At 45.3% G+C, this 21,634-nt stretch carries 19 protein-coding genes and 1 other annotated feature; of the genes, 4 read left to right on the top strand and 15 right to left on the bottom strand.

The annotated features are described in order from the left end of the window. Window positions 1–219: 219 nt before the first annotated feature. The 6 genes from asd to MHI12_RS13525 form a co-directional block, all read right to left on the bottom strand. The gene (asd, locus tag MHI12_RS13550; RefSeq protein WP_091031038.1) at window positions 220–1,305 is read right to left on the bottom strand and encodes an aspartate-semialdehyde dehydrogenase; all 1,086 of its coding nucleotides are present in this window, start codon (window positions 1,303–1,305) and stop codon (window positions 220–222) included. A 169-nt stretch (window positions 1,306–1,474) separates the two neighbouring features. Next, window positions 1,475–1,751, bottom strand: a binding site (T-box leader). Between the two features lie 189 nt (window positions 1,752–1,940). After that, a complete protein-coding gene (locus tag MHI12_RS13545) occupies window positions 1,941–2,786 on the bottom strand; it encodes a class I SAM-dependent methyltransferase (protein WP_405172660.1) in 846 nt (281 codons plus the stop codon). Window positions 2,787–2,935: 149 nt separating this feature from the next. Further along, a complete protein-coding gene (gene galU, locus MHI12_RS13540; RefSeq protein WP_405172659.1) occupies window positions 2,936–3,808 on the bottom strand; it encodes a UTP--glucose-1-phosphate uridylyltransferase GalU in 873 nt (290 codons plus the stop codon). Between the two features lie 58 nt (window positions 3,809–3,866). Then, window positions 3,867–4,259 (bottom strand): GtrA family protein, encoded by a 393-nt coding sequence (locus MHI12_RS13535; protein WP_405172658.1) that lies wholly within the window; start codon window positions 4,257–4,259, stop codon window positions 3,867–3,869. After that, window positions 4,252–5,238, bottom strand: coding sequence for a glycosyltransferase family 2 protein (locus MHI12_RS13530; protein ID WP_405172657.1), 987 nt, complete (start codon window positions 5,236–5,238; stop codon window positions 4,252–4,254). Before MHI12_RS13530 ends, MHI12_RS13535 begins: the two co-directional genes overlap by 8 nt. Window positions 5,239–5,289: 51 nt before the next feature. Further along, window positions 5,290–7,449 (bottom strand): glycosyltransferase family 39 protein, encoded by a 2,160-nt coding sequence (locus tag MHI12_RS13525; RefSeq protein WP_405172991.1) that lies wholly within the window; start codon window positions 7,447–7,449, stop codon window positions 5,290–5,292. Between the two features lie 225 nt (window positions 7,450–7,674). Between MHI12_RS13525 and MHI12_RS13520 the strand changes: the two genes are divergently transcribed. Further along, window positions 7,675–8,358 carry a response regulator transcription factor gene (locus MHI12_RS13520; RefSeq protein ID WP_105598555.1) on the top strand — a complete coding sequence of 228 codons (684 nt, stop codon included), beginning with the start codon at window positions 7,675–7,677 and terminating at the stop codon, window positions 8,356–8,358. Beyond that, window positions 8,358–9,875 carry a sensor histidine kinase gene (locus tag MHI12_RS13515; RefSeq protein WP_405172656.1) on the top strand — a complete coding sequence of 506 codons (1,518 nt, stop codon included), beginning with the start codon at window positions 8,358–8,360 and terminating at the stop codon, window positions 9,873–9,875. The genes MHI12_RS13520 and MHI12_RS13515 overlap by 1 nt, the downstream gene beginning before the upstream one ends. A 275-nt stretch (window positions 9,876–10,150) precedes the next feature. On the opposite strand, the gene MHI12_RS13510 is transcribed toward MHI12_RS13515, so the two are convergent. Next, a complete protein-coding gene (locus MHI12_RS13510; protein WP_405172655.1) occupies window positions 10,151–10,621 on the bottom strand; it encodes a GNAT family N-acetyltransferase in 471 nt (156 codons plus the stop codon). A 368-nt stretch (window positions 10,622–10,989) separates the two neighbouring features. Continuing rightward, window positions 10,990–11,700, bottom strand: coding sequence for an SDR family NAD(P)-dependent oxidoreductase (locus MHI12_RS13505; RefSeq protein WP_405172654.1), 711 nt, complete (start codon window positions 11,698–11,700; stop codon window positions 10,990–10,992). A gap of 101 nt (window positions 11,701–11,801) precedes the next feature. Between MHI12_RS13505 and MHI12_RS13500 the strand changes: the two genes are divergently transcribed. Further along, a complete protein-coding gene (locus tag MHI12_RS13500; RefSeq protein ID WP_076249478.1) occupies window positions 11,802–12,161 on the top strand; it encodes a MerR family transcriptional regulator in 360 nt (119 codons plus the stop codon). Between the two features lie 181 nt (window positions 12,162–12,342). On the opposite strand, the gene MHI12_RS13495 is transcribed toward MHI12_RS13500, so the two are convergent. The 5 genes from MHI12_RS13495 to MHI12_RS13475 form a co-directional block, all read right to left on the bottom strand. Next, window positions 12,343–12,924, bottom strand: a complete 582-nt coding sequence (locus tag MHI12_RS13495; protein ID WP_405172653.1) for a GNAT family N-acetyltransferase — start codon at window positions 12,922–12,924, stop codon at window positions 12,343–12,345. Window positions 12,925–12,969: 45 nt separating this feature from the next. Further along, entirely contained in the window at window positions 12,970–13,545 is a 576-nt protein-coding gene (locus MHI12_RS13490; RefSeq protein WP_405172652.1) for a GNAT family N-acetyltransferase, read from the bottom strand. Window positions 13,546–13,711: 166 nt separating this feature from the next. Next, window positions 13,712–14,011, bottom strand: a complete 300-nt coding sequence (locus MHI12_RS13485) for a hypothetical protein (RefSeq protein WP_017688728.1) — start codon at window positions 14,009–14,011, stop codon at window positions 13,712–13,714. A gap of 159 nt (window positions 14,012–14,170) precedes the next feature. Beyond that, on the bottom strand, window positions 14,171–15,904 hold the full coding sequence (locus MHI12_RS13480) for an ATP-binding cassette domain-containing protein (protein ID WP_405172651.1): 1,734 nt from the start codon (window positions 15,902–15,904) through the stop codon (window positions 14,171–14,173). Continuing rightward, complete coding sequence (locus tag MHI12_RS13475; RefSeq protein ID WP_405172650.1) at window positions 15,889–16,743, bottom strand: ATP-binding cassette domain-containing protein; 855 nt, start codon at window positions 16,741–16,743, stop codon at window positions 15,889–15,891. Before MHI12_RS13475 ends, MHI12_RS13480 begins: the two co-directional genes overlap by 16 nt. Window positions 16,744–16,855: 112 nt before the next feature. Between MHI12_RS13475 and MHI12_RS13470 the strand changes: the two genes are divergently transcribed. After that, a complete protein-coding gene (locus MHI12_RS13470) occupies window positions 16,856–17,446 on the top strand; it encodes a biotin transporter BioY (protein ID WP_215075083.1) in 591 nt (196 codons plus the stop codon). Between the two features lie 145 nt (window positions 17,447–17,591). Here MHI12_RS13470 and MHI12_RS13465 read toward each other — a convergent pair whose 3' ends face one another. Next, window positions 17,592–19,061 (bottom strand): Msr family ABC-F type ribosomal protection protein, encoded by a 1,470-nt coding sequence (locus tag MHI12_RS13465; protein ID WP_405172649.1) that lies wholly within the window; start codon window positions 19,059–19,061, stop codon window positions 17,592–17,594. A gap of 489 nt (window positions 19,062–19,550) precedes the next feature. Continuing rightward, on the bottom strand, window positions 19,551–21,440 hold the full coding sequence (locus MHI12_RS13460) for a beta-glucoside-specific PTS transporter subunit IIABC (RefSeq protein ID WP_405172648.1): 1,890 nt from the start codon (window positions 21,438–21,440) through the stop codon (window positions 19,551–19,553). Between the last annotated feature and the right edge of the window lie 194 nt (window positions 21,441–21,634).

Raw genomic sequence — 21,634 nt, 5'->3', positions numbered from 1 at the left:
TATAGGCTATTTCTTACATTATGTATATCTAAATGAGCCTGAGTAAAAAACGCCGACAACATTGTCGGCGTTTTTCGCCACTACAACCCTCTGCTGGAATCTCTTTAATCTATTCCTGCCCATTTTCTGGTCCCTGTTCACAATACAAAAAACCATCAACAAGTGATGGTTTTCATGAAATTCCTGTTCAGAAATCTGCTGCTCATGATGCCTTTGCACTTATTTCGGTTGAATATATCCTTCAGCTTTTAGCAGTTCTGCAATCAGAACCGCACCACCTGCCGCTCCGCGGAGCGTGTTGTGGGACAATCCAACGAATTTGTAATCGTAGAGTGAGTCTTCGCGCAGTCGGCCTGTGGAGACACCCATTCCGCGTTCAATATCACGATCCAGTTTTGTCTGCGGTCTGTTCTCTTCTTCAAAGTACGTAATGAATTGTTTCGGTGCACTTGGCAGAGCCAGTTCCTGCGGACGGCCTTTGAACTGCAACCAACGCTCCAGAATTTCGTCTTTACTTGGTTTTTTCTCAAAGTTTACAAACACGGTAGCCAGATGCCCATCCGTTACCGGTACACGAATACATTGTGTTGTAATTAATGGAGCCGATGCTTTGACGATCTCATTATTTTCAATGCTGCCCCAGATCCGCAGTGGTTCCTGCTCACTCTTCTCTTCTTCGCCACCGATGTATGGAATGACATTATCGAGCATATCTGGCCAGTCGGTAAAGTTTTTACCTGCTCCGGAGATTGCTTGATACGTGGAAGCGACAACCTGAGTCGGGTTGAACTCACGCAAGGCGTGCAGTGCTGGCACATAGCTCTGAATCGAGCAGTTTGGTTTTACAGCAATAAATCCGGTTTTGGTACCCAGACGTTTTCTCTGTGCTTCAATCACGTCCAGATGTCCCGGGTTAATCTCAGGGATAACCATTGGTACATCTGCCGTCCAGCGGTGAGCCGAGTTGTTAGACACGACAGGTGTTCCTGTTTTGGCATAAGCCTCTTCAAGCGCTTGAATCTCATTCTTTTTCATATCAACCGCGCAGAAAATAAAATCAACCTGGCTGGCAAACGCCTCTACCTGGGAAGCATCCTGAACAACGATTTTCTTCACAGCTTCCGGAATAGGAACTGCGAGTTTCCATCTGCCTTGTACGGATTCTTCATATGTTTTACCTGCCGAATTGGCGCTTGCAGAAATAGCTGTTACTTCAAACCATGGATGTTGATCGAGCAGGTCCACAAAACGCTGACCCACCATTCCTGTTCCTCCGACGATACCAACTTTCAATTTTGCTGACATTCAATCATCATTTCCTTTCGGTTTAAGTGATTCTTCTCTTCAAATCAATTTCATAACTCACTAAAAACGTATTATGAAATTGACTTCCTAATTAACACTATTCAGGCAATTCCAAAGCGTGTAGTCACACCCCGGAAAAACCAAAAAATCCCATCCCCAAGACAATAGTCTCAGGGACGAGATTGAACTCTCGTGGTACCACCCAGATTCGCCAATATGTCACCATATCCGCCTCTTCAAGTAAAGGTTTACAACCATGTTGAAAGCTGTAGACCGTTAATACTCTAGCTCTGTAACAGGAGCTCCTGTCACACCATCCCTTAATGCTAAGTTCCGATGTGCTGCTCTGAGTCTTTATTCAATAAAAAGTTCTTTACTCCTTTTCAGCTGCCGGAGCTCTCTTTGAAAGAATGATTTTTATCTACTCGTCTCTTCGTCGCATTTGATATTGCGATTATAATATCAAAATTACTGTGATGAAGTAAACACATTTTTTTAGATCATGGAATTTATATGTTTCCAGCGGAGCTGAACCATTCAATTATCACAAGAAAAACTTCAGCTAAACGGTCTGTCTTCTGTGAAAAGTACGTGATGGACTTTTTTCTTATAATATACTGCAAATAGCTATTTCTTTACTGCTTTTTGGCAACAATCGCATACGTTCCCAGTGGGCTCCCAGGCCCCGAGGCATGATGTGTCTTAAGTAATTTCAGTTCGGAAAGAAGAAGTGTCTTTACTTTGTCCGGGATCGGAAGCAGTTTCAGTTCCACAGGCGCTTCTGCCAGTGTCATTTCAATTTCCCAGCGACCGTCCTGCAGCTCAGGAGAATGGATCGAAGTCTCTTCCTTAATCGTCCAGCCTGCCACAGAGACAAGCTCTTGGATGTCCTCCGGTGTAAAAAGCGTGCGCACATTGGAGAAACTGTTATCCTTGTAACATTCGACCTGAGACTGAATCAGAACGGATAACCAATGTGAGAGCTGGCTCACATCTGTAACTCGCGCATCCCATTCTGCAAAACATAACTGATGTCCCCATGTCCTAACCTTGCTAAGAATCTGGGCGAGTTCGTCAAACGATTTCAAGTACCAAGAACAATGGGATAGAACAATCACATCAAACTCATTCTCGGTGAATTGAACTTGATCACTTAAAATGTCAAAATCATAATCCATTCGAATTCGATCACCCAGTGGAGATCTCCGCAGCTTGGTTGCCGCTTCGCCTACGGTCAGCGGTGCACCATAATCCTCTGGTGCAATATCTACACCATGAACGTACCCGTGCTCCCCCACCAGATGTGCAAGCACGGCCGTTGTATCTCCCTGACCACACCCGATTTCCAGAACCCGGCTGCCTTCCTGTATCCCCCAAAAGAGTCCCAGTTTCATCCGATGCTCGGTCTGAATGTACTGAATGGCGGCGTTGTCCTCCACGTCCATATACTTAATAAGGTCCCTGATGATAGATCCATTCATGATTCCTCACTCCTCAAAGAGCAACTCGAACTTCTTGCTAATTGTAGCGTTACTGGAATAATTGTACAACACTAGAGTCTATGACTGAACCACGGCACGGAGGAGAACCCGTCCTACAGTAGATCTAAACCTCTGCTACATATCATTCCCTATGCCCACTGGGTTGCAAGCTTCTGAAGATAGGGTGTCAGCATGGGCTGTAATTCCTTGCGCAACAGTCCAATCTCCAAGATCGCCTGGATATATCCGAATTGATCGCCTATATCGTAGCGACGCCCCTCCAGTTCAAGGGCCAACAGTTTCTCCACCTGACTCACTTCTTTCAAGGCATCCGTTAACTGATATTCCCCTCCAGCCCCTCTCTCGATCTGATCCAGAATAGGAAAGATGGAAGGTTTCAGAATGTATCGTCCCATTACAGCTGTTCGGGATGGTGCTTCTGCAAGGGATGGTTTTTCGACCAGATTGGTGACTCGGTGAACCCGGTCCTCTGCACCATTCGAATCAATGATGCCATATTTGCTCACATTTGCCGCGTCTACTTGACGGACACCGATGATCTGATTGCCTGTCTTTTCATAAAGATGGACCATCTGTGCAAGTGCAGGCGGATCAGACACCATAATGTCATCTCCCAACAGTACAGCGAAGGCATCATCCCCTACAAATTGCCGTGCACACCCAATGGCATGCCCCAGACCCAGCGGTTCCTTTTGACGAATAAAATGAATATTTGCCATCTCGCTGATGGCCTGCACCTCTTCCAGTAAAGACTGTTTGCCCTTGGCATATAAAGAGTGTTCAAGTTCAACCGATTTATCAAAATGGTCTTCTATGGATTTTTTGTTGCGTCCGGTCACAATGAGGATATTCTCAATGCCTGATTGCACTGCTTCTTCAACAATGTATTGGATGGCCGGTTTGTCTACAATCGGTAACATCTCTTTGGGCTGTGCTTTGGTCGCTGGCAGGAAACGGGTTCCAAGACCCGCTGCCGGAATAACTGCTTTTTTAATTCGCATATCATCATACACTCCTTTCATTATCTTCTTAATAACCAATATTGCACGCTGTGGGCAGCTAAGTAGCGATACGAAACACCCAATATCTGCTGGCCATATAGTTCAGAACCATCCCCATCAAGGTCGCCAGGATTTTGCTCATCACGAGACTCCAACCCAGCATGTCGTGCAAAGTCATCAGAATGAGGGCAGATAACGCGAGAACGATGAGATTGGTGATTAGAAAACGAATAAGTTTCGTTCTATCGCCGCCCCCTTGTGCCGCATCTCGAAAAGTCCACCTGCCGTTCAGCCAATAACTGTTCGCAACACCGCAACTGTAAGAGATTACTTGAGCAATCAGAACCGGCACACCGACCACTGCGAGTAAAGCAAACACCACCGCATCGACTGCCGTATTCGCAACACCCACAATACCGAACTTGAAGAGTGTCACCAGACGCTTAGTCATGATGAGCAACTCGGGCTGTCAATCGGGATTGCGCTTGCTGGCCCTCGGCCTGAACTACATCTCTCACAATGTATAGCGGACGCGCCTTGGTCTCATCATAGATTCGGCCAACGTACTCGCCCAGAATGCCCAGCATGATCAGGATGAATCCGTTAAACATCAGCATGATACTCACAATGGATGGCCATCCCTTAATTGTTGAATCTGTAAAGATGGCCGAACCAATAACGGTTAACATATAGATGAATCCGCCAACCGACAGGATCGCACCTACATAACCTGCGAGCTTGAGCGGTTTATACGAAAATGAAGTAATGCCATCCAGGCTTAGCTTCAGCATGCGTTTCAGCGGATATTTTGTTTCGCCTGCCAGACGTTCATCGCGTTCATATTCAATCGCAGTCTGACGAAATCCGACCCAACTGACCAACCCGCGCACAAACCGGTTTTTCTCCGGAAGACGTTTCATCTCATCACATACCTTGCGGTCAATCAGGCGAAAATCTCCGGTGTCTACCGGGATATCCGTATCCGTTGAGGCACGAAGGACACGATAGAACAAACTTGCCGACCATTTCTTGAAGCGAGTTTCCCCGCTACGTCTGGTGCGACGTGCATATACGACTTCATAGCCCTCTTTCCATTTGGCGATCATATCCAGTATCAGTTCGGGAGGGTCCTGCAGATCCGCATCAATAATAACCACCGCATCCCCCACTGCATAATCCATACCCGCTGTTATCGCAATCTGATGTCCAAAGTTACGGGCAAAATCGATCAGCTTCACACTCTCGTCCCAACGGGCGTAATCACGGATCATCTGTGCACTTCGATCCACGCTTCCATCATTGACAAACAACAGTTCATAGCTCTCTCCCGTGCTGCCCATGACCTTCTTCAGACGCCGATATGTCTCCTCGATCACCGCTTCCTCGTTATACATGGGAATAATAATGCTGTATCGGTACGCGTGAGCCATGTTTGTCCCCTCCCTTTTCCAATGGACTTCGTTCGAGATTTTCATTTCAGTTTATAATTTCACTTCGTACAAGGTGGTCTGTCCACCAAATCCGAATCCAAATCCAGCTTCATTCTCCGTGTCTCCGTTATCCATAGATCCGCTGTCGGTGCCTGTCTTCCACTCTGACGTTGGAATCTCGGTTCCGTGCTCTTTGATCCAATCGCTAATTTCCGAGTTACCTCCACGGCCACCCATGCCACCAACCATGAAGTATTTCACTTGCCCGCTCTTGACGAGTTGCTCAAGTTCCTCTGTTGTGTACACCGGGTCTGACCCGGAGAAACCTCCAAGCGTAATTACCGATGCTTTTTCGTCGATAATATAAGGTGCTGCCTGATTATAGTCCGTAGTGGCGAAGAGATACGTTTCGCCTGTATTGTGCTCTTTCAGATAATTCAGTGTGGCTGTATCCACTTCTTCGTTACGGTTCCCCATTCCGCCACGGCCACCCATTGTAGGCATTTCCGTGTCTCCTGCACCGTTACCCATCGGCATGCCCATTCCTGCTCCACCAAACATACCATTGGAACCAGTAGGTCCTGCTGCCGGAATCATGCTGTTGCCACCATAAGTAATTGGGGTGAATGCCCAGTAGATTGGACCGATCAGCATCACTATGAATCCCGCGATAATGAAGCCCTGTTTCCATTGATGTGTGCGATGAAGCATACCAACAAGGATGACCGTGACCAGAATGCCTGCGATCAATTCACTAATGGACCAGCCTGCACCAATCGTATCGTTATACGCCTGCATGATATACCAGCCGAACAGAGTCGTCAGCAGCACGGACACCGGAAGCAACCAGGCCAGCCAGCCATTGCGATCACGATATGACTTCCACATCGCTACAAATCCTGCGCCAGACAGCGCCGCAATTGGAGGTGCAAGCATAATCAGATAATATTGATGGAAGAAACCTGCCACACTGAAAAAGGCAGCAACGGGAAGCAGCCAGGCCAGCCAGAACAAGGCCTCCTTGTGTTTGTTGGTTATATTTCTCCGTCTTAATCCTGCAAATAGGGCAATGCTTCCAAGCAGCACAACTGGCAACAGCCAGCTAGCTTGACCTGACAGTTCAGTCTGGAACAGACGCAGAGGACCTTTTTCCCCCGTACCAAACATTCCTCCCATGCCTCCGCCGAAATTTCTTCCATTTGGCATTTCCATATCATTTGGCATCTGTCCGTTGGGGAAATTGCCATTCGGCCCATTCATGCCGCCCATGGCGTTCAAGCCGTTCGAACCATTCATTTTATCGTTATCCGGTGCATTGACATCTTGCCCAGCACCAGGAACACCACTATCTGTCTGATTAGGGCCTGAAGACAAGTCTCCTCGATTGCCCCGATTATTTCCCTGTCCCATACCATTTGGCATACCTGCGTTACCTGCAGTATTCTGCTGACCCGTTAGGCGAGCCAGTCCATTGTATCCAAAGGCGAGTTCCATGACCGAGTTTGTCTCACTGCTGCCGATATAAGGCCGCTCGTCTTCGGGGATAGAATCCACAGTGACCGCCCAGGATAAGGAAACGACCGCCAGAACCGCTGTGCTGCCGATCAGAAGGATGATCTTCCTTCTCCATTTCGCCTGAAATGCAAGCAGATAGAACAAGTAAAAAGCCGGGAGAATCATGTAGGCTTGAAGCATTTTCATATTAAAGGCTACGCCTATTAACCCAAAGGCAACCAGAATGCGCCAAGTACTGCCTTGTTTGCTGCCTTTGAACAAAAACCATGAACCCAGCAGTAGTGTAAACACCAGCATGCTGTCAATATTGTTGGTCCGGCTGACTGCCGCCACAACAGGCACAGTTGCCATCGCAAGTGCCGAGATTCGTGCTGCTGCAAGACCATATGTAGGTTTCACCATGAAATAGATCAGGAGCACCGAACCGATTCCCGCTAATACCTGCGGCAAAATAACACTCCATCCGTGCAATCCAAAGACATAGGCAAAGGCCGTCTGGATCCAGAAGACAACAGGTGGTTTATCTACAGTGACCGAGCCTGCCGAGTCTAGTGAAGCATAGAAAAAGTTATGGAAGTTGCTGAGCATACTCCCAACGGCAGTCGTATAATAGGAATTGGCATATTGATCGTTCCAGATACCGTACCCATTTAGAAATGCCGCCAGTAATACAATCGGCAGAAGGACAAAATCCATCCTTCTTTTGGTGTTATTCAAAGTTAATCACTCCTTCAAAGTTCTTCATGTCTAGTATTGTGACATGCCAAAATAAAACTGGGATGAGTGCCCGCTGAATGTTGTCTGAGGATAATTCACAATCCTTTCAGCTAAATTTCAGTTTGGCAAGCGATAATACAACATACAGTCCCTCCGAAGTGAGGGAGAAATCTAGATGGATCAGGCAAGGAGAGAAGGCACATTATGAAGCTTAGCAGCGGAATTAAAATACTATTGGCTGATGATGAACCGCATATTTTACAATTTCTAGAGCTTGGATTAAGCAATGAGGGCTTTGATGTGCGCACCGCACCAGATGGAGCGGCTGCGCTTGAGTTGGCGCTTGAATTCAGGCCACATATGGCTATTCTGGATGTCATGATGCCAGAGATGGATGGTTTCGAAGTGGTCGAGCGTCTGCGTAAGACCGGTGCCGAGGTTGGCGTAATTATGCTGACAGCGAAGGATGAAGTCGAGAATCGGGTTAAGGGCCTTTGGTTAGGTGCTGACGATTACATGATCAAACCCTTTGCTTTCGACGAGCTGCTCGCCCGTATTCAGGCCAGACTGCGGAATCAATTTCCTTTATTAATAGGAGCCGTCACCCACGGTCCCTTCCGAATTGATGATCAGCGCAAAGAAATCACCTATCAGAATCAGGTCCTGGAGCTATCTCCTACCGAATACGAACTGTTAAAATTCATTGTGCTTAATCATGGAATTGTACTGAGCAAAGCGACCATTCTAAGCCGGGTGTGGGGGTATGATTTTGGCGGGGAAGAAAATATTGTGGAGGTATACGTTCGCTCCTTGCGCGACAAACTCGGGGATAAAGAGCATAAACTCATTCGCACGCTTCGGGGTGTCGGTTACAGGGTGGATCTCTGATGAACTCGCTGCCTAAGAAAAATAAACTTCATTTAAGACGTCTTCACCAATGGATCTGGCCTCGTTCCCTACGTTCTCAATTGCTCTCACGTTCCCTGTTCGTGCTTGCTGGGCTGTTATTGTTAATCGGTATTCTGCAATTCTGGATCATGGAAAGCTTTCTCTACCGGAATCAGGCAAAAACCATGGAAGAACAGCTTATGTCCATGCCCCCGGTTTGGCTCGGAATCCAGTCACGTAGTGGCTCATCCAACAATCCTTTTGGTGGACAGGCAGGAAACGGGTCTGGCAATCGGGTGCTGTTTATTCCTGACCGTTCATTGGCTCTGTTTGATAACCAGGGTACGTTCGAGGATGTTTTTGGGGAAGATGGTCTGAAAGCCCCTCAACTATCAACCGCTGATTATCAGGACATTACAGAAGAGTTGAAAGAACAAAAACACATTCCCTACCGGATTGTCACGGATAGCCAAGGGAATGAGCAATTGATTGTATTTGCTTCACCTGGTCCACGCAATCGCGGTTTACCGATGGTGCAGATGGGCACGGCTACGAAGCCACTGAGAGACTTGATTATTAAACAGCTTCTGATCTTCCTCATGTTATCGCTGTTGGCCATGGTAGCCGGTCTGATTCTATACACCAAAGTATTACGCCGGACGCTGGTTCCCCTGTCCAACATGGTGAATAAAGTACAGCAGATTGACGCAGGCAGCCTCGCAGAACGCCTTCCCGTCATTCAGGGACAAGAGGAAGTGGATCAGCTCGCAGTTTCATTTAATGGCATGCTTGAAAGGCTGGAGAACTCGTTTGAAGCGGAGCGGGAATCGAAAGAACAGATGCAGCGTTTCTTGTCCGATGCTTCTCATGAACTCCGTACCCCCCTTACCTCCATTCACGGCTTCATTGAAGTTCTACAGCGGGGTGCAGCGACCAATCAAGATCAATTGTATAAAGCGCTGGACAGCATGCACGGCGAATCCGTACGCATTAACAAGCTGGTTGAAGATTTGCTGTTACTAACCAAACTGGATCAGGCTCCAAAGCAGGAGCGGGAGGTCATTCAGCTAGACAGTCTGCTGCTCGAAATGCAACCACAACTCGCCATGATGGCTCAGCAAAGATCCATTCACCTTGATCTGACAGCTGAGGTACATGTACTGGCTGACCCTTACAAGCTGAAGCAGGTTGTGCTGAATCTGTTCCATAATGCGGTGCAGCACACCGATCCAGAGCATGGAGCCATCTCCATAATGTTGTATGCCACGCACCATAAGGCTGAATTATCAGTGAAAGATAACGGCACAGGCATTGAACCTGAACATCTGCCCCATATCTTTGAGCGATTTTACCGCACAAGCAGTTCTCGTTCGCGCAAACAAGGTGGCGCAGGTCTCGGTCTCGCCATTACCCGCTCGATTGTGGAGTCGTATGGCGGAAAAATTACAGTACAAAGTCAGTTAGGCTTGGGAACTGAATTTATGATTTTGATGCCGCTGCATAAGACTGATGTCTAAGCTGAGCGTCGGCTGCAAGTAGGCTATAAGTTGGCTATACGTAGCTCTAGGTAAGATCTACTTGATCATTATGCAAGCTCTAGTCAAGCTCTCCAAACGATGCTTTTCTTCCATCTTCATTCCGGCTTTTCATTGCATGACCAATCCCCCACTCATTTCGGTTTAGAAATGAAAGGGGGATTCTTTTTTATCCGATTGATAGAGTGCAGAGTAAGTAGTAGCTCAATGGGTTTCAGGATAACGAATCTGAGGCGTCATATTCAAGGATTTGAAGCTTAAAAATGCTTTTCATAAAATACCATTGTCATTTTGTCGTTAATTGCTTTTGTTGCACCCGTTTTTTTGTAGCCTATCTTTTCATACAAATAACAGTTCCCTTTCTCTTGTAAGATGGTACCTAATTTCCATGACTTTGCATCATCATATATCTGCTCAACCATTGTAAAGACTTTTTGAGCAATTCCTTTTCCTTGATGTTCTGGCAGTATAAAAATTGGACTAATACTATAGATTTGATTATCTTTTTTCACGACTCTGATTCCACCAACAGCAACCTCAAAATGATGAATTATGAAATAATCTGTGAAAGATTGATTGATTTGAGTAATAATTCTTTCTACGGTTTCATTGGCCGGGCTTGTTTCAAAATCCTGATATTTTTCCAACAAAGGCATAAATGCTTTGACTTTCATTTCATGCACAGTCACTGCATCATTTAAATCTGCTTTGTATAATGAAACCTCCATTAAATATATACCTCCGATTGATACGCTTGTTAGAAATACGATTTATGGAACACGCTCAGTTAACTTAGTACAAGAAAAATGTTCGTCTACGTTTGGTGTTTGTTACATTTACAGCATATAAACAAGTTAAAACTAACATATTTTTCTTATTCGACGTTGTATTCTCATATTCCTCGCTATCTAAGCAACGGAACCACGCCAATATCTTCATCTAACTTTCCTCTATCATCAAGGAGATAAGATCATTCAGAATGGACCTCATACTTTTTAGTCTCTCATACCCATCATCGTATGGCTTACCTGAGTTTGAGTTTGAAGATACACGCTAAAATTCATCCCGTTCTATCGCTGCTTTTGGCAACGGTGGATTACCAAGGGTACACGCCTTTTTCATCTAGGAATTTTCCGTTATGGCGTTTACCATCCGTCGCATAGCGCACGATAATCGCAGCGCCGGCTTCTTTTGATTTACCACCTTCGGCATTGCCATTAAGATCTGTTGATGTGAATCCGGGCGTTACTGCAAAGACTTGCGCCCTGCTGTTTTTGACTTCATAAGCCATCGAAAGTGTCATGGCACTGTTGGCCGTTTTGGATGAGTTATAGTCGAAGGCATTTAAAGTGAATTCCGCATTTTGCATATGGTCCAGAGAAGCCATGTCGGTTGATACATTAATAATTGTGCCTTCATTGTCTTTGATTAACGCGAACAATCGCTGATTCAAACGGAAAGTGCCGAAAAAGTTCACTTCGAAGGCGTTCCGCAGATCTTCCTCTTTAGTATCCGTAAATGAATGAGAGAAAGCACCCGGCATACCCGCGTTATTGATCAGAAGGTTTATTGCTGGATAAGTCTTCTGAATCGTATCGGCTGCCTGTTCAATGCTCTTCAAGTCGCACATGTCGATCTGTACAAATTCTACATCTAACCCCCTGGAAGTTAACTCGGAAACAGCTCTTTCACCCCGTTCAACACTACGTGCGCCAAGGATAACTTTCCAACCTGCTTCACCCAATTGCTTTACGATTTCATATCCAATTCCTTTATTTGCTCCGGTTACAAAGACAGTCTTTTTCATGCAAATCCTTCTTTCCGTAATTTGATTTATATTTAACAATGTATAAGTTACTATGCTACACTTAGTGTAGGTCAAATTATTTTTATAAAAGAGGGGTTAACATGTTAACGATTGGAGAAGTAGCCAAAAAAGTTGAAATTTCCATTGGAGCGATTCGCTTTTATGAAAGAAAGGGACTGCTGAAACCTGCTGCACGAAATGAGCAGAATAACCGTCTTTATTTGGAGGATGATCTGAACTGGCTGGTTTTTATCAAATGCCTTCGTGAAACCGGGATGAGTGTGGAAGACATCAAAAAGTATTATGATCAGGTCAATGAAGGAACCTCCACGCTGAAGGAAAGAACCAAGCTGATTGAGGATCAAAAGCAAAAGTTGCTGAACGATATCGAGGAGAAAAAAGCGCAACTTGTTCATTTGGACAACAAACTGGAGCGCTATTATCGTGGAGAAAATTATTAGTATATGCCTTATGCGATAGATTAAACTTTTGCATTTTATGTAAGGGAGCACGTATCCTAACAAGGCTTCCTCAGTAGCTTCATAAAATAAATACAAAAATGATCAGGCAGCCAGAGCAATAACTGTCCAACCTGATCCGAAACTTTCATTTTATAGCCCTTCACTATGGGACTACGTTCTATTAAAATTGGCCATGTTGCTTACGCAGGTGGTAATGGTTATATTTTTCATCCTCGATTTCGATCAAATTTAACCGTTCAAAATTACATTTCTGTATCACCTTATTGGATGCTTGATTGGTAGTCAAAGCGACGGCATTTAACACTTCCACGTTTGTATGTTCAAACAAATACTCTGTTATTCCTTTGAGTGCCTGCGTTGTGTAACCACGATTTCTGAAATGCTTGGAAATACCATACATAATCTCCCGATTGGGTGCTGGCAGTTCGTCCTTGATCCCTGAGCAGCACCATCCGATAAACTCGTCATTTTCTTTGAGAACAATAGCCATACGTAAGTATAAATCTCCGATATCTCCTCCCGTCACCACAGCTTGTTTAAAACGCTGATTCTCAGGGATTTCATATTCGGTAAGCCACAGGGTCCTATCTTCAATCGTAGCGTTCCATCCCGGTAGGCATTCATACACCTCAGGTTGCCACGTAATTTCTTGCAGTTTCTCTAAATCTTCAATTCGATACTCACGCAAATAAATATCCTTGCAATTGATGATTAATTCATCAGTTTGTATGGGGTGGTTCATAGTTCCTCCTACTACACACTTAATTTCAGCTTATTAGCCTTTACTTCAAACAAGGCCCTCTTTTTCCATAAACTCGTCTTTGGTTAATCCAAAAAGGATCATGTCCTGGTATTTTCCATCGGTATAGATCACCTGGCGACGTACACCTTCCTGAACACATCCAAGTTTTCTCATCATGGCTGCAGAAGGTTCATTTCCTTCGAGTACAGAATCATTGAATTTGTTGAGCCTGCGCTCGAAGAAGGCATACTTCAGCAAGATTCGAACGGCTCTGGTTCCGTATCCTTTTCCTCGATGATCCCTGTCAATTTGAATGCCAATGCTAAAGGTACCGTTCCTTTCATCAATGCTGTTCAGATTCACACCTCCGACATTTTCACCATCCATATTTACAATTGTAAACATGATCCGTCCTTTGGCTAAAGAAAAATCAGAGAAGTTTTCCGTGAAACTCTTCGCTTCAACATGGGTTGGCGGCAACTCAACTGCACACTCCAATAACCGACGGGCAGGTGTATCAAAGCGGTTATAATAATGATCCTCCCAATCTTCTTCACGCAAAGCACGTAATCTGATCTTATCATCCTGCCAAAAATAATGACTATAATCGATCTCTCTCATTCCAAGTCCCCCCGCATATTCAACCAAATTTTTACTTCGAGCTACAAATATAATAACCCATAATGTGGAATTGGAGGAGATTTTATTTCATTAAACACAACGAAAATAACCCCCGAACAGGATAAAACCTGTCGGAGGCTACGCACTATTTTATATCAAAATCTCATTACGATTCTTCCGTATATTGAGGTTTGGACACGTTATCCGGAACCGTTTCGTCAAAAACATCCTGACCTGGATAATCCCGTACTTCTCCCTCGTGAAGCTCATGATTTTCATAATCAAAACGATGTGCAGACCGCTGGTCCACCCGCCACGGAGAACTTTTCCCAAGAGACTCGGATAGTAAAGATGAACCGTATGGGCCCTCCGGGAATTCTTCGAGTGTGATATCGTTTCGCTGCGACTCCACCGTAGACACATCGGTATATTCTTGCCGTTCTTCACGCAAAAACTTATCTTTCATCGTTTATCCCTCCTGATCCACTTCAGATGACCAACGTCCACTTATTGTGAGCGAGGACAAACGCATTTATGCATGATCTTTGGAAAACACTGCGTTTATGGTTCTAATCCATCGTCATATTCATCACCGGATTAATCACGTTAATCATCGCCATCACAATTAGCGAATCCATATTAAAAGTACAAAAACAATGAGGCCAGCCATGCTAATCCAGGTATCTCGTTTGGACCATACCAATAACGATGAACGTCCTCCGAGCATAGAGTGCTCTCTAACTTTACGCATTTCCATCGCAATGGTCATATCCTCTGCACGTTGGAACAGTGCCATTAACAAGGGAATAACCATCGGACCCAGGTCACGAATTCGCACGGTATTTGGTCGTAAAGCTGCCTTTCCACGTGCCCGTACAATCAGTGAAAATCGCTGCCACTCACTCCAGATCATCGGGATAAACCGAAAGATTAACGATACAGCAAGTGCAAACGAAGCTACGGGCAACCTGATCTTTTTACCGATACCGAGTACCCAGTTAAGCCCTTCTACCATTCGCCCATAAGGTGTCGTCAACGAAAACCAAAGGCTTGCCAATGTGACGATAAACAAACGATACACATTCAGCAAAGTGCCCTCCGCCTGCATCAGGGAAAAGCCAAAGTGCAGACCTCCTCCCTCTGTTGAAAGAGTTGTCCCAGATAACGCCGTTGATATGATGAAAAATAATAATAATGGCTTCATTATCTTCATACATCCAGCCAAAGTCTGACGCGGGAGCACGGCAAGTGCTGCTACTACCGGCACCAGTGTTAACGTCAATCCCAGCCATCGCTGTTGAAGCATAGCTGCGGTGACCAGCAAAATATACAAAATCCATTTCAAACGCGGGTCCATAACGCCATATAATCCGCCTGAATGAGTCAATGTGTTCGGAAGAAGCTTCGGATCATCCCCTTCTATATTCTCCATCACATCGCTCTCTGCCACCGTGATTGCTGCTCCCGAAGCCGCTTTTGATTCGTTCTGACCTTCCACCTCAACTAACGTAGACTGAACAATGCTTTCAGCCATCTCTTCTGGCGTCTTTGCGGACAAAGAGAGCTCAAGACCCGCTGCTCTAAACTGCTGTGCCAGTCTCATCGATGGTGGCAGTCCAATCCCTGTCTGCTCCAGCAGTTCAGGCCTTTTGTGAAGTTCTCTCGGCGTAAGATCAGCGATTAGACGGCCTTCCTGCAACAACAATACTCGATCCGCACAAGGCAAAAATGTATCCAGATCATGGGTTGCTACCACGCCCCCACCACCTGCCAGACGATGTTGCTCCAATACATCCAGCAAAAGCCCGACACTTTGCGCTTCCAACCCGGCGCTTGGCTCATCCAGCAGAAGCCAGTGTGGGTTGGTCACACTTCCGAGAGCAAGACCTAACCTGCGCTTCTCTCCCCCACTTAGAGCAAATGGCGACCTGTCCAGATGAAAACGTCGGTCCAACTCCGAGGACACTGGCGGGTCCCATTGATTCAGTGCTTTTGTGATCTGCTCTTGTTGCTGTTTCTCTGAAAGTCGATAGGGACGCAGAGAATATGAGAATTCACGCTGAATACTTCGGGCAAACAGTTGTTGTTCCGGAAATTGAAACAATAGTCCCATTTGCAATAAAATCGACTGCGGCACTTTTCCTTCTTTCCAGAAAGGTGTGCCATCCAATGTGATACTTCCTGCATCTGGCGGTCTCAGACCAGCCAACGTCTGTAATAAAGTCGTTTTTCCTGAACCCGTGCAGCCCAACAGCAAGGTGATTTCCCCACTGTTCAACTGTACACTCACATCTTCAAGCAGTGCACGTTTGCCCGATTCGGATGCTTCTATACGTATATTGGTTAGCTTGATCTCCAACGTGCGACCTCCTTGGCCAGTTGCTCAGGTCGCAGTGGCATGGCTTCTGGCATCATGCCTTTTTGCTTGAGCAATAACGCAGTTTTTACAGTAAAAGGAGGGTCCAATCCTAACCGTTCACAGGGAGATAGCTGTACATTTCCCCGAGTAGCCTTCTCATTCAGCTCTGTTTCGTAGAAAAAGGACTCGGGCTCCCCGTCGTACACACAACGTCCCCTCTCCATAGCAATGATTCGATCACACAGGGTTGCTTCCTCCAGATGGTGTGTAATCCAGATCACCGTTGTCCCCCGCTGGGTAATCTTCTGAACGATGGCCTCGATACGGTCTCTTGCTCCCGGATCAAGCATGGCTGTTGGCTCATCCAGAATCAATACATCCGGTTTGGCTGCGAGCGCTACAGCAATATTAAGCAGTTGTTTCTGTCCACCGGATAATTGTGAGACAGCCTTCTCCGGGGGATATTGAAATCCTACGGTATGTAATGCATCCTGCCTGCGCTCCAATTGCTCTTCTACAGAATCCATCAATGGTGACAGCGCAAAATGAAACTCCTCTTCAATCGTATCGCCAAGTACCTGTGCATCCGGTTGCTGCAATACACCCCGAACGGTAAGTTCATCCGAGATATCCCGTACCCCTCCAGATAGGGGAATGAATCCAATCAATACTCCAGCGAGTGTGCTTTTTCCACTGCCATTCGCCCCCACAATACTAATCCATTCTCCTTGGTGCAGCGTAAGTGAGACCCCATCCAGTGCTTTTCTCACCTGACTACCTTCGGAAGCATAATGCACTCGAACATCTTCTAATGTAATTATAGGCAGGTTGCCTTGCATCGTAAATTAGTCCTTTCCCTTTCTATTGTTATGTGGTACGATCCTAATCGTTAACCACATTTATATAATTGGTTAACAATCATATTACCAAAATGGAGAGGATTGTTCAAACATGAAATTATCTTTGCGAGGCATTGTATTCAGCGCACTTATGGCCGCAATTTTAGTACTTTTTGGTTACATAAGCATTCCCATTGGCTTCTCCCCAGTACCGATAACATTACAGACCTTGGCTGTCATGCTAGCCGGAGGATTACTTGGTCCACTATATGGTTTCCTAAGTGTTACCATGGTTGTTCTGCTCACAGCTCTTGGATTCCCCTTGCTGCACGGGACTGGAGGACTTGCGGTACTTCTTGGACCTACCGGAGGATATGTGATGATGTGGCCGTTCTCCGCATTATTGATTGGACTGTTGCTTGCACGAATCAACATCAAAGGTGTCACAGGATTCATTCTCGCTTTTGTTGTATTTGAACTATTTGGTTCACTGCTCGTGTATGTATCTGGTGTGCCTTGGCTTGCTTATGCTTACAAAATGGACCTACCTGAGGCCATGATTCAAGGGTTTTATCCTTACATTATTGGTGATCTGATCAAGGCTGTATTTGCTGCCATCATCATTGCGCCCGTGCGCATGGTTTTCCCACCACAACGTCTCACAGGTAACATGCATTCAACGGTTATAAAAGCGGATTCTTAATAGAAGCTACATATCCTATTAGATCACGAGCCTCCATATTCTAAAAAAAAAACAGCCAAAATCACTTTGGCTGTTTTTGTTACTTCTCTTTCTCTAAGATTGTTCTGTCATCGGAGTGTCCAGTGTAAATATTCTTTAGTTCAACTTATATATTCACCTGAATTAATTGACGCTCTGTAATCTGAAATTTTTGATCCGCTGTATTTTCAACAAACCTCTGATCATGAGATACATACAGAATCGTCCCTTCATAGGCCTTGATAAAACGCTCCAACGCTTCCAATGCATGCATATCAAGAAAATTCGTCGGCTCATCCAACAATAGAATGTTATATTGTCCAAGAAACAAGTGACATAATTGAAGACGAATCGCTTCCCCTCCACTTAATGTCCCAACATTCTTCAGCAAGTCATTACCTGTAAACTGCATCGCATGCAACGCACTTCTCAGCTCTGATTCCTCATATTCCGAACGATTCTTCAGGAATTGTAATACGGTCTCTTTTGTCGTGAAACGATAGCTCATTTGCTGAAAATAACCGAGCTTTGCTTTTGGAGACATCGTGATCTGATCTCCAGCATGGAAAACATGGTTAAGCAATGTACTTTTCCCGCTGCCATTGGCTCCGGTTATCGCTATTTTTTGTTTTAATGGAACCTGAAAACTTGCATCCTCCAGCAATACGTTACCTTCCACCTCAAGCGTAAGGCGATCTGCCATAATCGGAAAGCGGTTATGCAACTCCAATGTCTTCGGTTGACGAAAGATAATCGGCCGATCCTCTTGTACCGCTTTTACCTCATGAAGTTGTTGCATACGCTGTTCAATCGCTTTGGCTGCGCGGTGCACCGCTTTTTGACTGGTGCCTTTGGATTTGGTTTCAACCATACGGTTTGTTTTTGCCTTGGATTCTTTTTTGGACATGCTTCCGGCCTGCGTTATTTTCTCGGCTTTCTTCATCTTTTCCCGGGCGGCCAGCTCCAATCGTCTTTTCTCCTTCGAGAACTGTTCATGGGCCTGGTTTTGTTGTTCGCGCTCCAGCCTCTTCTGTGCCTGATAATCACTATAGTTGCCGGAATATACGCGAACCTCACCTTGATGGATTTCCCAGATCGTCGTCACCAGTTCATCCAGAACTGCACGATCATGACTGATCAATACAAGCGCCCCATAGTAATAACGCAATTCATCCAGCAAAAATGTAATGCCCTCTCGATCCAGGTGTGTTGTTGGTTCATCAAGTAACAGTACTTCATGATAATGAGTGAACATTTGAGCCAGTTTCAAACGGGTTTGTTCTCCGCCACTCCATGCTTGGTCGTGTTGAGGTATGGCTAATTTACTGAGTAAAGCCCCGTCAACTTCGAGATTTTCGTTAGGCAGGGGAGGTTCCACTTGTTCCAAATAACCAAACTCTGCAAAACGTTTTACCTTTCCGGCTGTTGGCTGGATCTGTCCCGCAATGAGTTTCAACAGTGTACTTTTACCCTGACCATTACCACCTACTACACCAATGCGATCCAGTTGATGCACAGCCAGTCGCTCAATGTTCAGTATTACTTTATCCATATAGGTCATCTCAACCTGTTCTAATTCAAAACATATCTTTTCCATATTCGCTACCTCCGAAATAAGATTTATTTCGTATCGATAGCGAAGCACGCTTCTATCGATACGAGCTTATCGTGCCAGCTCGTATCAATAGAACAGTAACGTCATCATAGCGGTTACCTCCAGTAGTCTGTATTGGGCGCCTTTATCTAATTATTTTCCTGATTAAGATAATCAGAAGAAAAAAACAAAGAATCACAGGCCACGGCCTGTGATTCAACGTAAACGGGAAAGCGAGTATAACACTTATTTTAAGGTCAGGATGATTGAAAATGACAGACTGATCCCGTTTACTCTGAACCAATAGTCAGAGCCTTTGAACGTATTCAATTACCGATTCAAAGGAAGGAAGCGCAGTCTCATCGCATGTGTCATGTTCATTAATCCACCTTTCATTATCATGTATAGATGTACAATTCTAATTATAATTTTCCAATTCCACCATGTCAACGGAACGATGAAAACACTATACCATCAGATTAGTACATCAAACTACTTTTGTTCCTGACCATTACCGCTACTTAATTTCAATAGAAGCTCCTGGCTATGAACCTGACCTGTAACCTGTGGAATTACTTCCTCGTAGTTGGCGGAATTCGTTACTATAATCGGCGTTACCGTGTGATAACCAGCAGCCTTAATCTGTGCAATATCGAACTCAAGCAACAGATCTCCTGCTCGGACGCGGTCCCCTTCTTTGATATGGGAAACAAAATGCTGCCCATCCAATTTAACGGTATCGACTCCGACGTGAACCAATATTTCAGCACCGGTGTCTGACACCACGGCCAAGGCATGTTTTTTCTTGAATGCAACGGTAACTGTACCATCAAAAGGCGCTACAACTCTGCCCACAGTTGGCTCAATCGCTATTCCTTTTCCCATTGCTCCGGATGCAAACGCCGGATCTGGAACTTCTGACAATTCCACAATTGTTCCTTCGATTGGGCTAAATACAATTTCGTCCGAAGCATCCGCTGCACGAACAGATTGCTGAGCGGATGTCGTAGATTCGGTTTTTGTTTCTTCTTCAACCGGATCTTTGAAGCCCATGATGTACGTCAGTACAGCCGAGACAACAAAGGATACTACGATACCCAGAATCAATCCTGGGAAACCTTGTCCACCTGGTCCGTAGAAGATTGGCAAGGTCAGTAGTCCCGGTGCGCCGGATGCAAATGCCAATGTACCCGCTTGACCAATGATAGCTCCACCAACTGCACCACCGATAACTCCTGCAATGAATGGACGTTTCAGTGGTAATGTTACCCCATAGATGGCCGGTTCAGTAATACCGAACAGAGCAGTCAACGTGGATGATCCCGCCAGTGTTTTCAGTTTTTTGTTCTTGGTTTTCAACATAACTCCAAAAGCAGCGCCCGTTTGAGCAAAGATCGAAGCTGTCGCAGCCGGTTTAACGCCATCCTGTCCATACACGGCAACGTTGTTGATAAATACCGGAATAAGACCCCAGTGTATTCCGAAGATAACGAGCAGCTGCCAGCTTGCACCCATAACGGCTCCTGCGAGCAATGGACTGAATCCAAATGCGGCAACCAGTCCAGCTGCAATTGCATTACCAACGTAGACTCCAAATGGTCCAAATACCAACAGTGTCAGTGGTACCATAATCACTAGCAAAAATAATGGTGTAACAAAGTTTTTCACACTATCGTGAAGTGTTTTATTAAAGAACTTTTCCAACTTGCTCATGACAATGACAGCTAAAATAATTGGAATAACTGTAGATGAATAGTTCATCAAAATGACAGGGATACCGAAGAAATCCGTTGGTGTTCCCTCTGATTTTAACGTGACGATGGACGGATAGATCAGTGCTCCTGCAATCGTCATCGCGACAAACATATTTCCCTGGAATTTACGTGCTGTTGTAACCGCTAACAACAGAGGCAGGAAATAGAAGAGACTATCTGCTGCTGCATACAGGATTGTATATGTTGTTTCTGTCGTTTCCAGCCATCCGATATTGCTTGCAATCAACAATAACCCTTTTAGAATACCGGCTCCCGCCATAACACCCAGAAGTGGTGCAAAGATGCTGGATATGATATCGATAATACCCCCGAGCCCTTTGGCTGCTTTGCGAGGTTTTTCTTTATCTGACGAATCGTCCAGAATGTTACTGATCTGTCCAATGGCACTATAGACTTCAGGCACCTTGTTACCAACAACCACCTGGAACTGTCCTCCATTTTCTTTGACTGCGATGATGCCTTCTGTTTTCTCCAGTTTGGCTTTGTCTGCCTTGGCATCGTCCTTCAATACAAACCGTAATCGTGTTGCACAATGAACCAGTGATTCCACATTTTTCTCACCGCCGACCAGTTCTACAATCTCTTTGGCCAGTTTCTCTTGACTCATGATCTGCACCCCCACTTTTTCTCAAACAGGCTCTTTACCGAATTTTTTGCACGCAAAAAACCTAAGCCTTGAGTAAGGGGACATTGACACAATGGTCCTGACCTTCTCATGACTTAGGTTTTGCCTGCATAACCAGTAACAATCCCAGTTAAATCGTATTCAATTCCTGTTAATCACATATTATTATAATTAAA

It is taken from the genome of Paenibacillus sp. FSL H8-0280 (assembly GCF_045040665.1).
Taxonomy (GTDB): Bacteria; Bacillota; Bacilli; order Paenibacillales; family Paenibacillaceae; genus Paenibacillus; species Paenibacillus xylanexedens_A.
The sequence above is the reverse complement of the archived record's forward strand: the minus strand, read 5'-3'. Positions and strand labels throughout refer to the sequence as shown.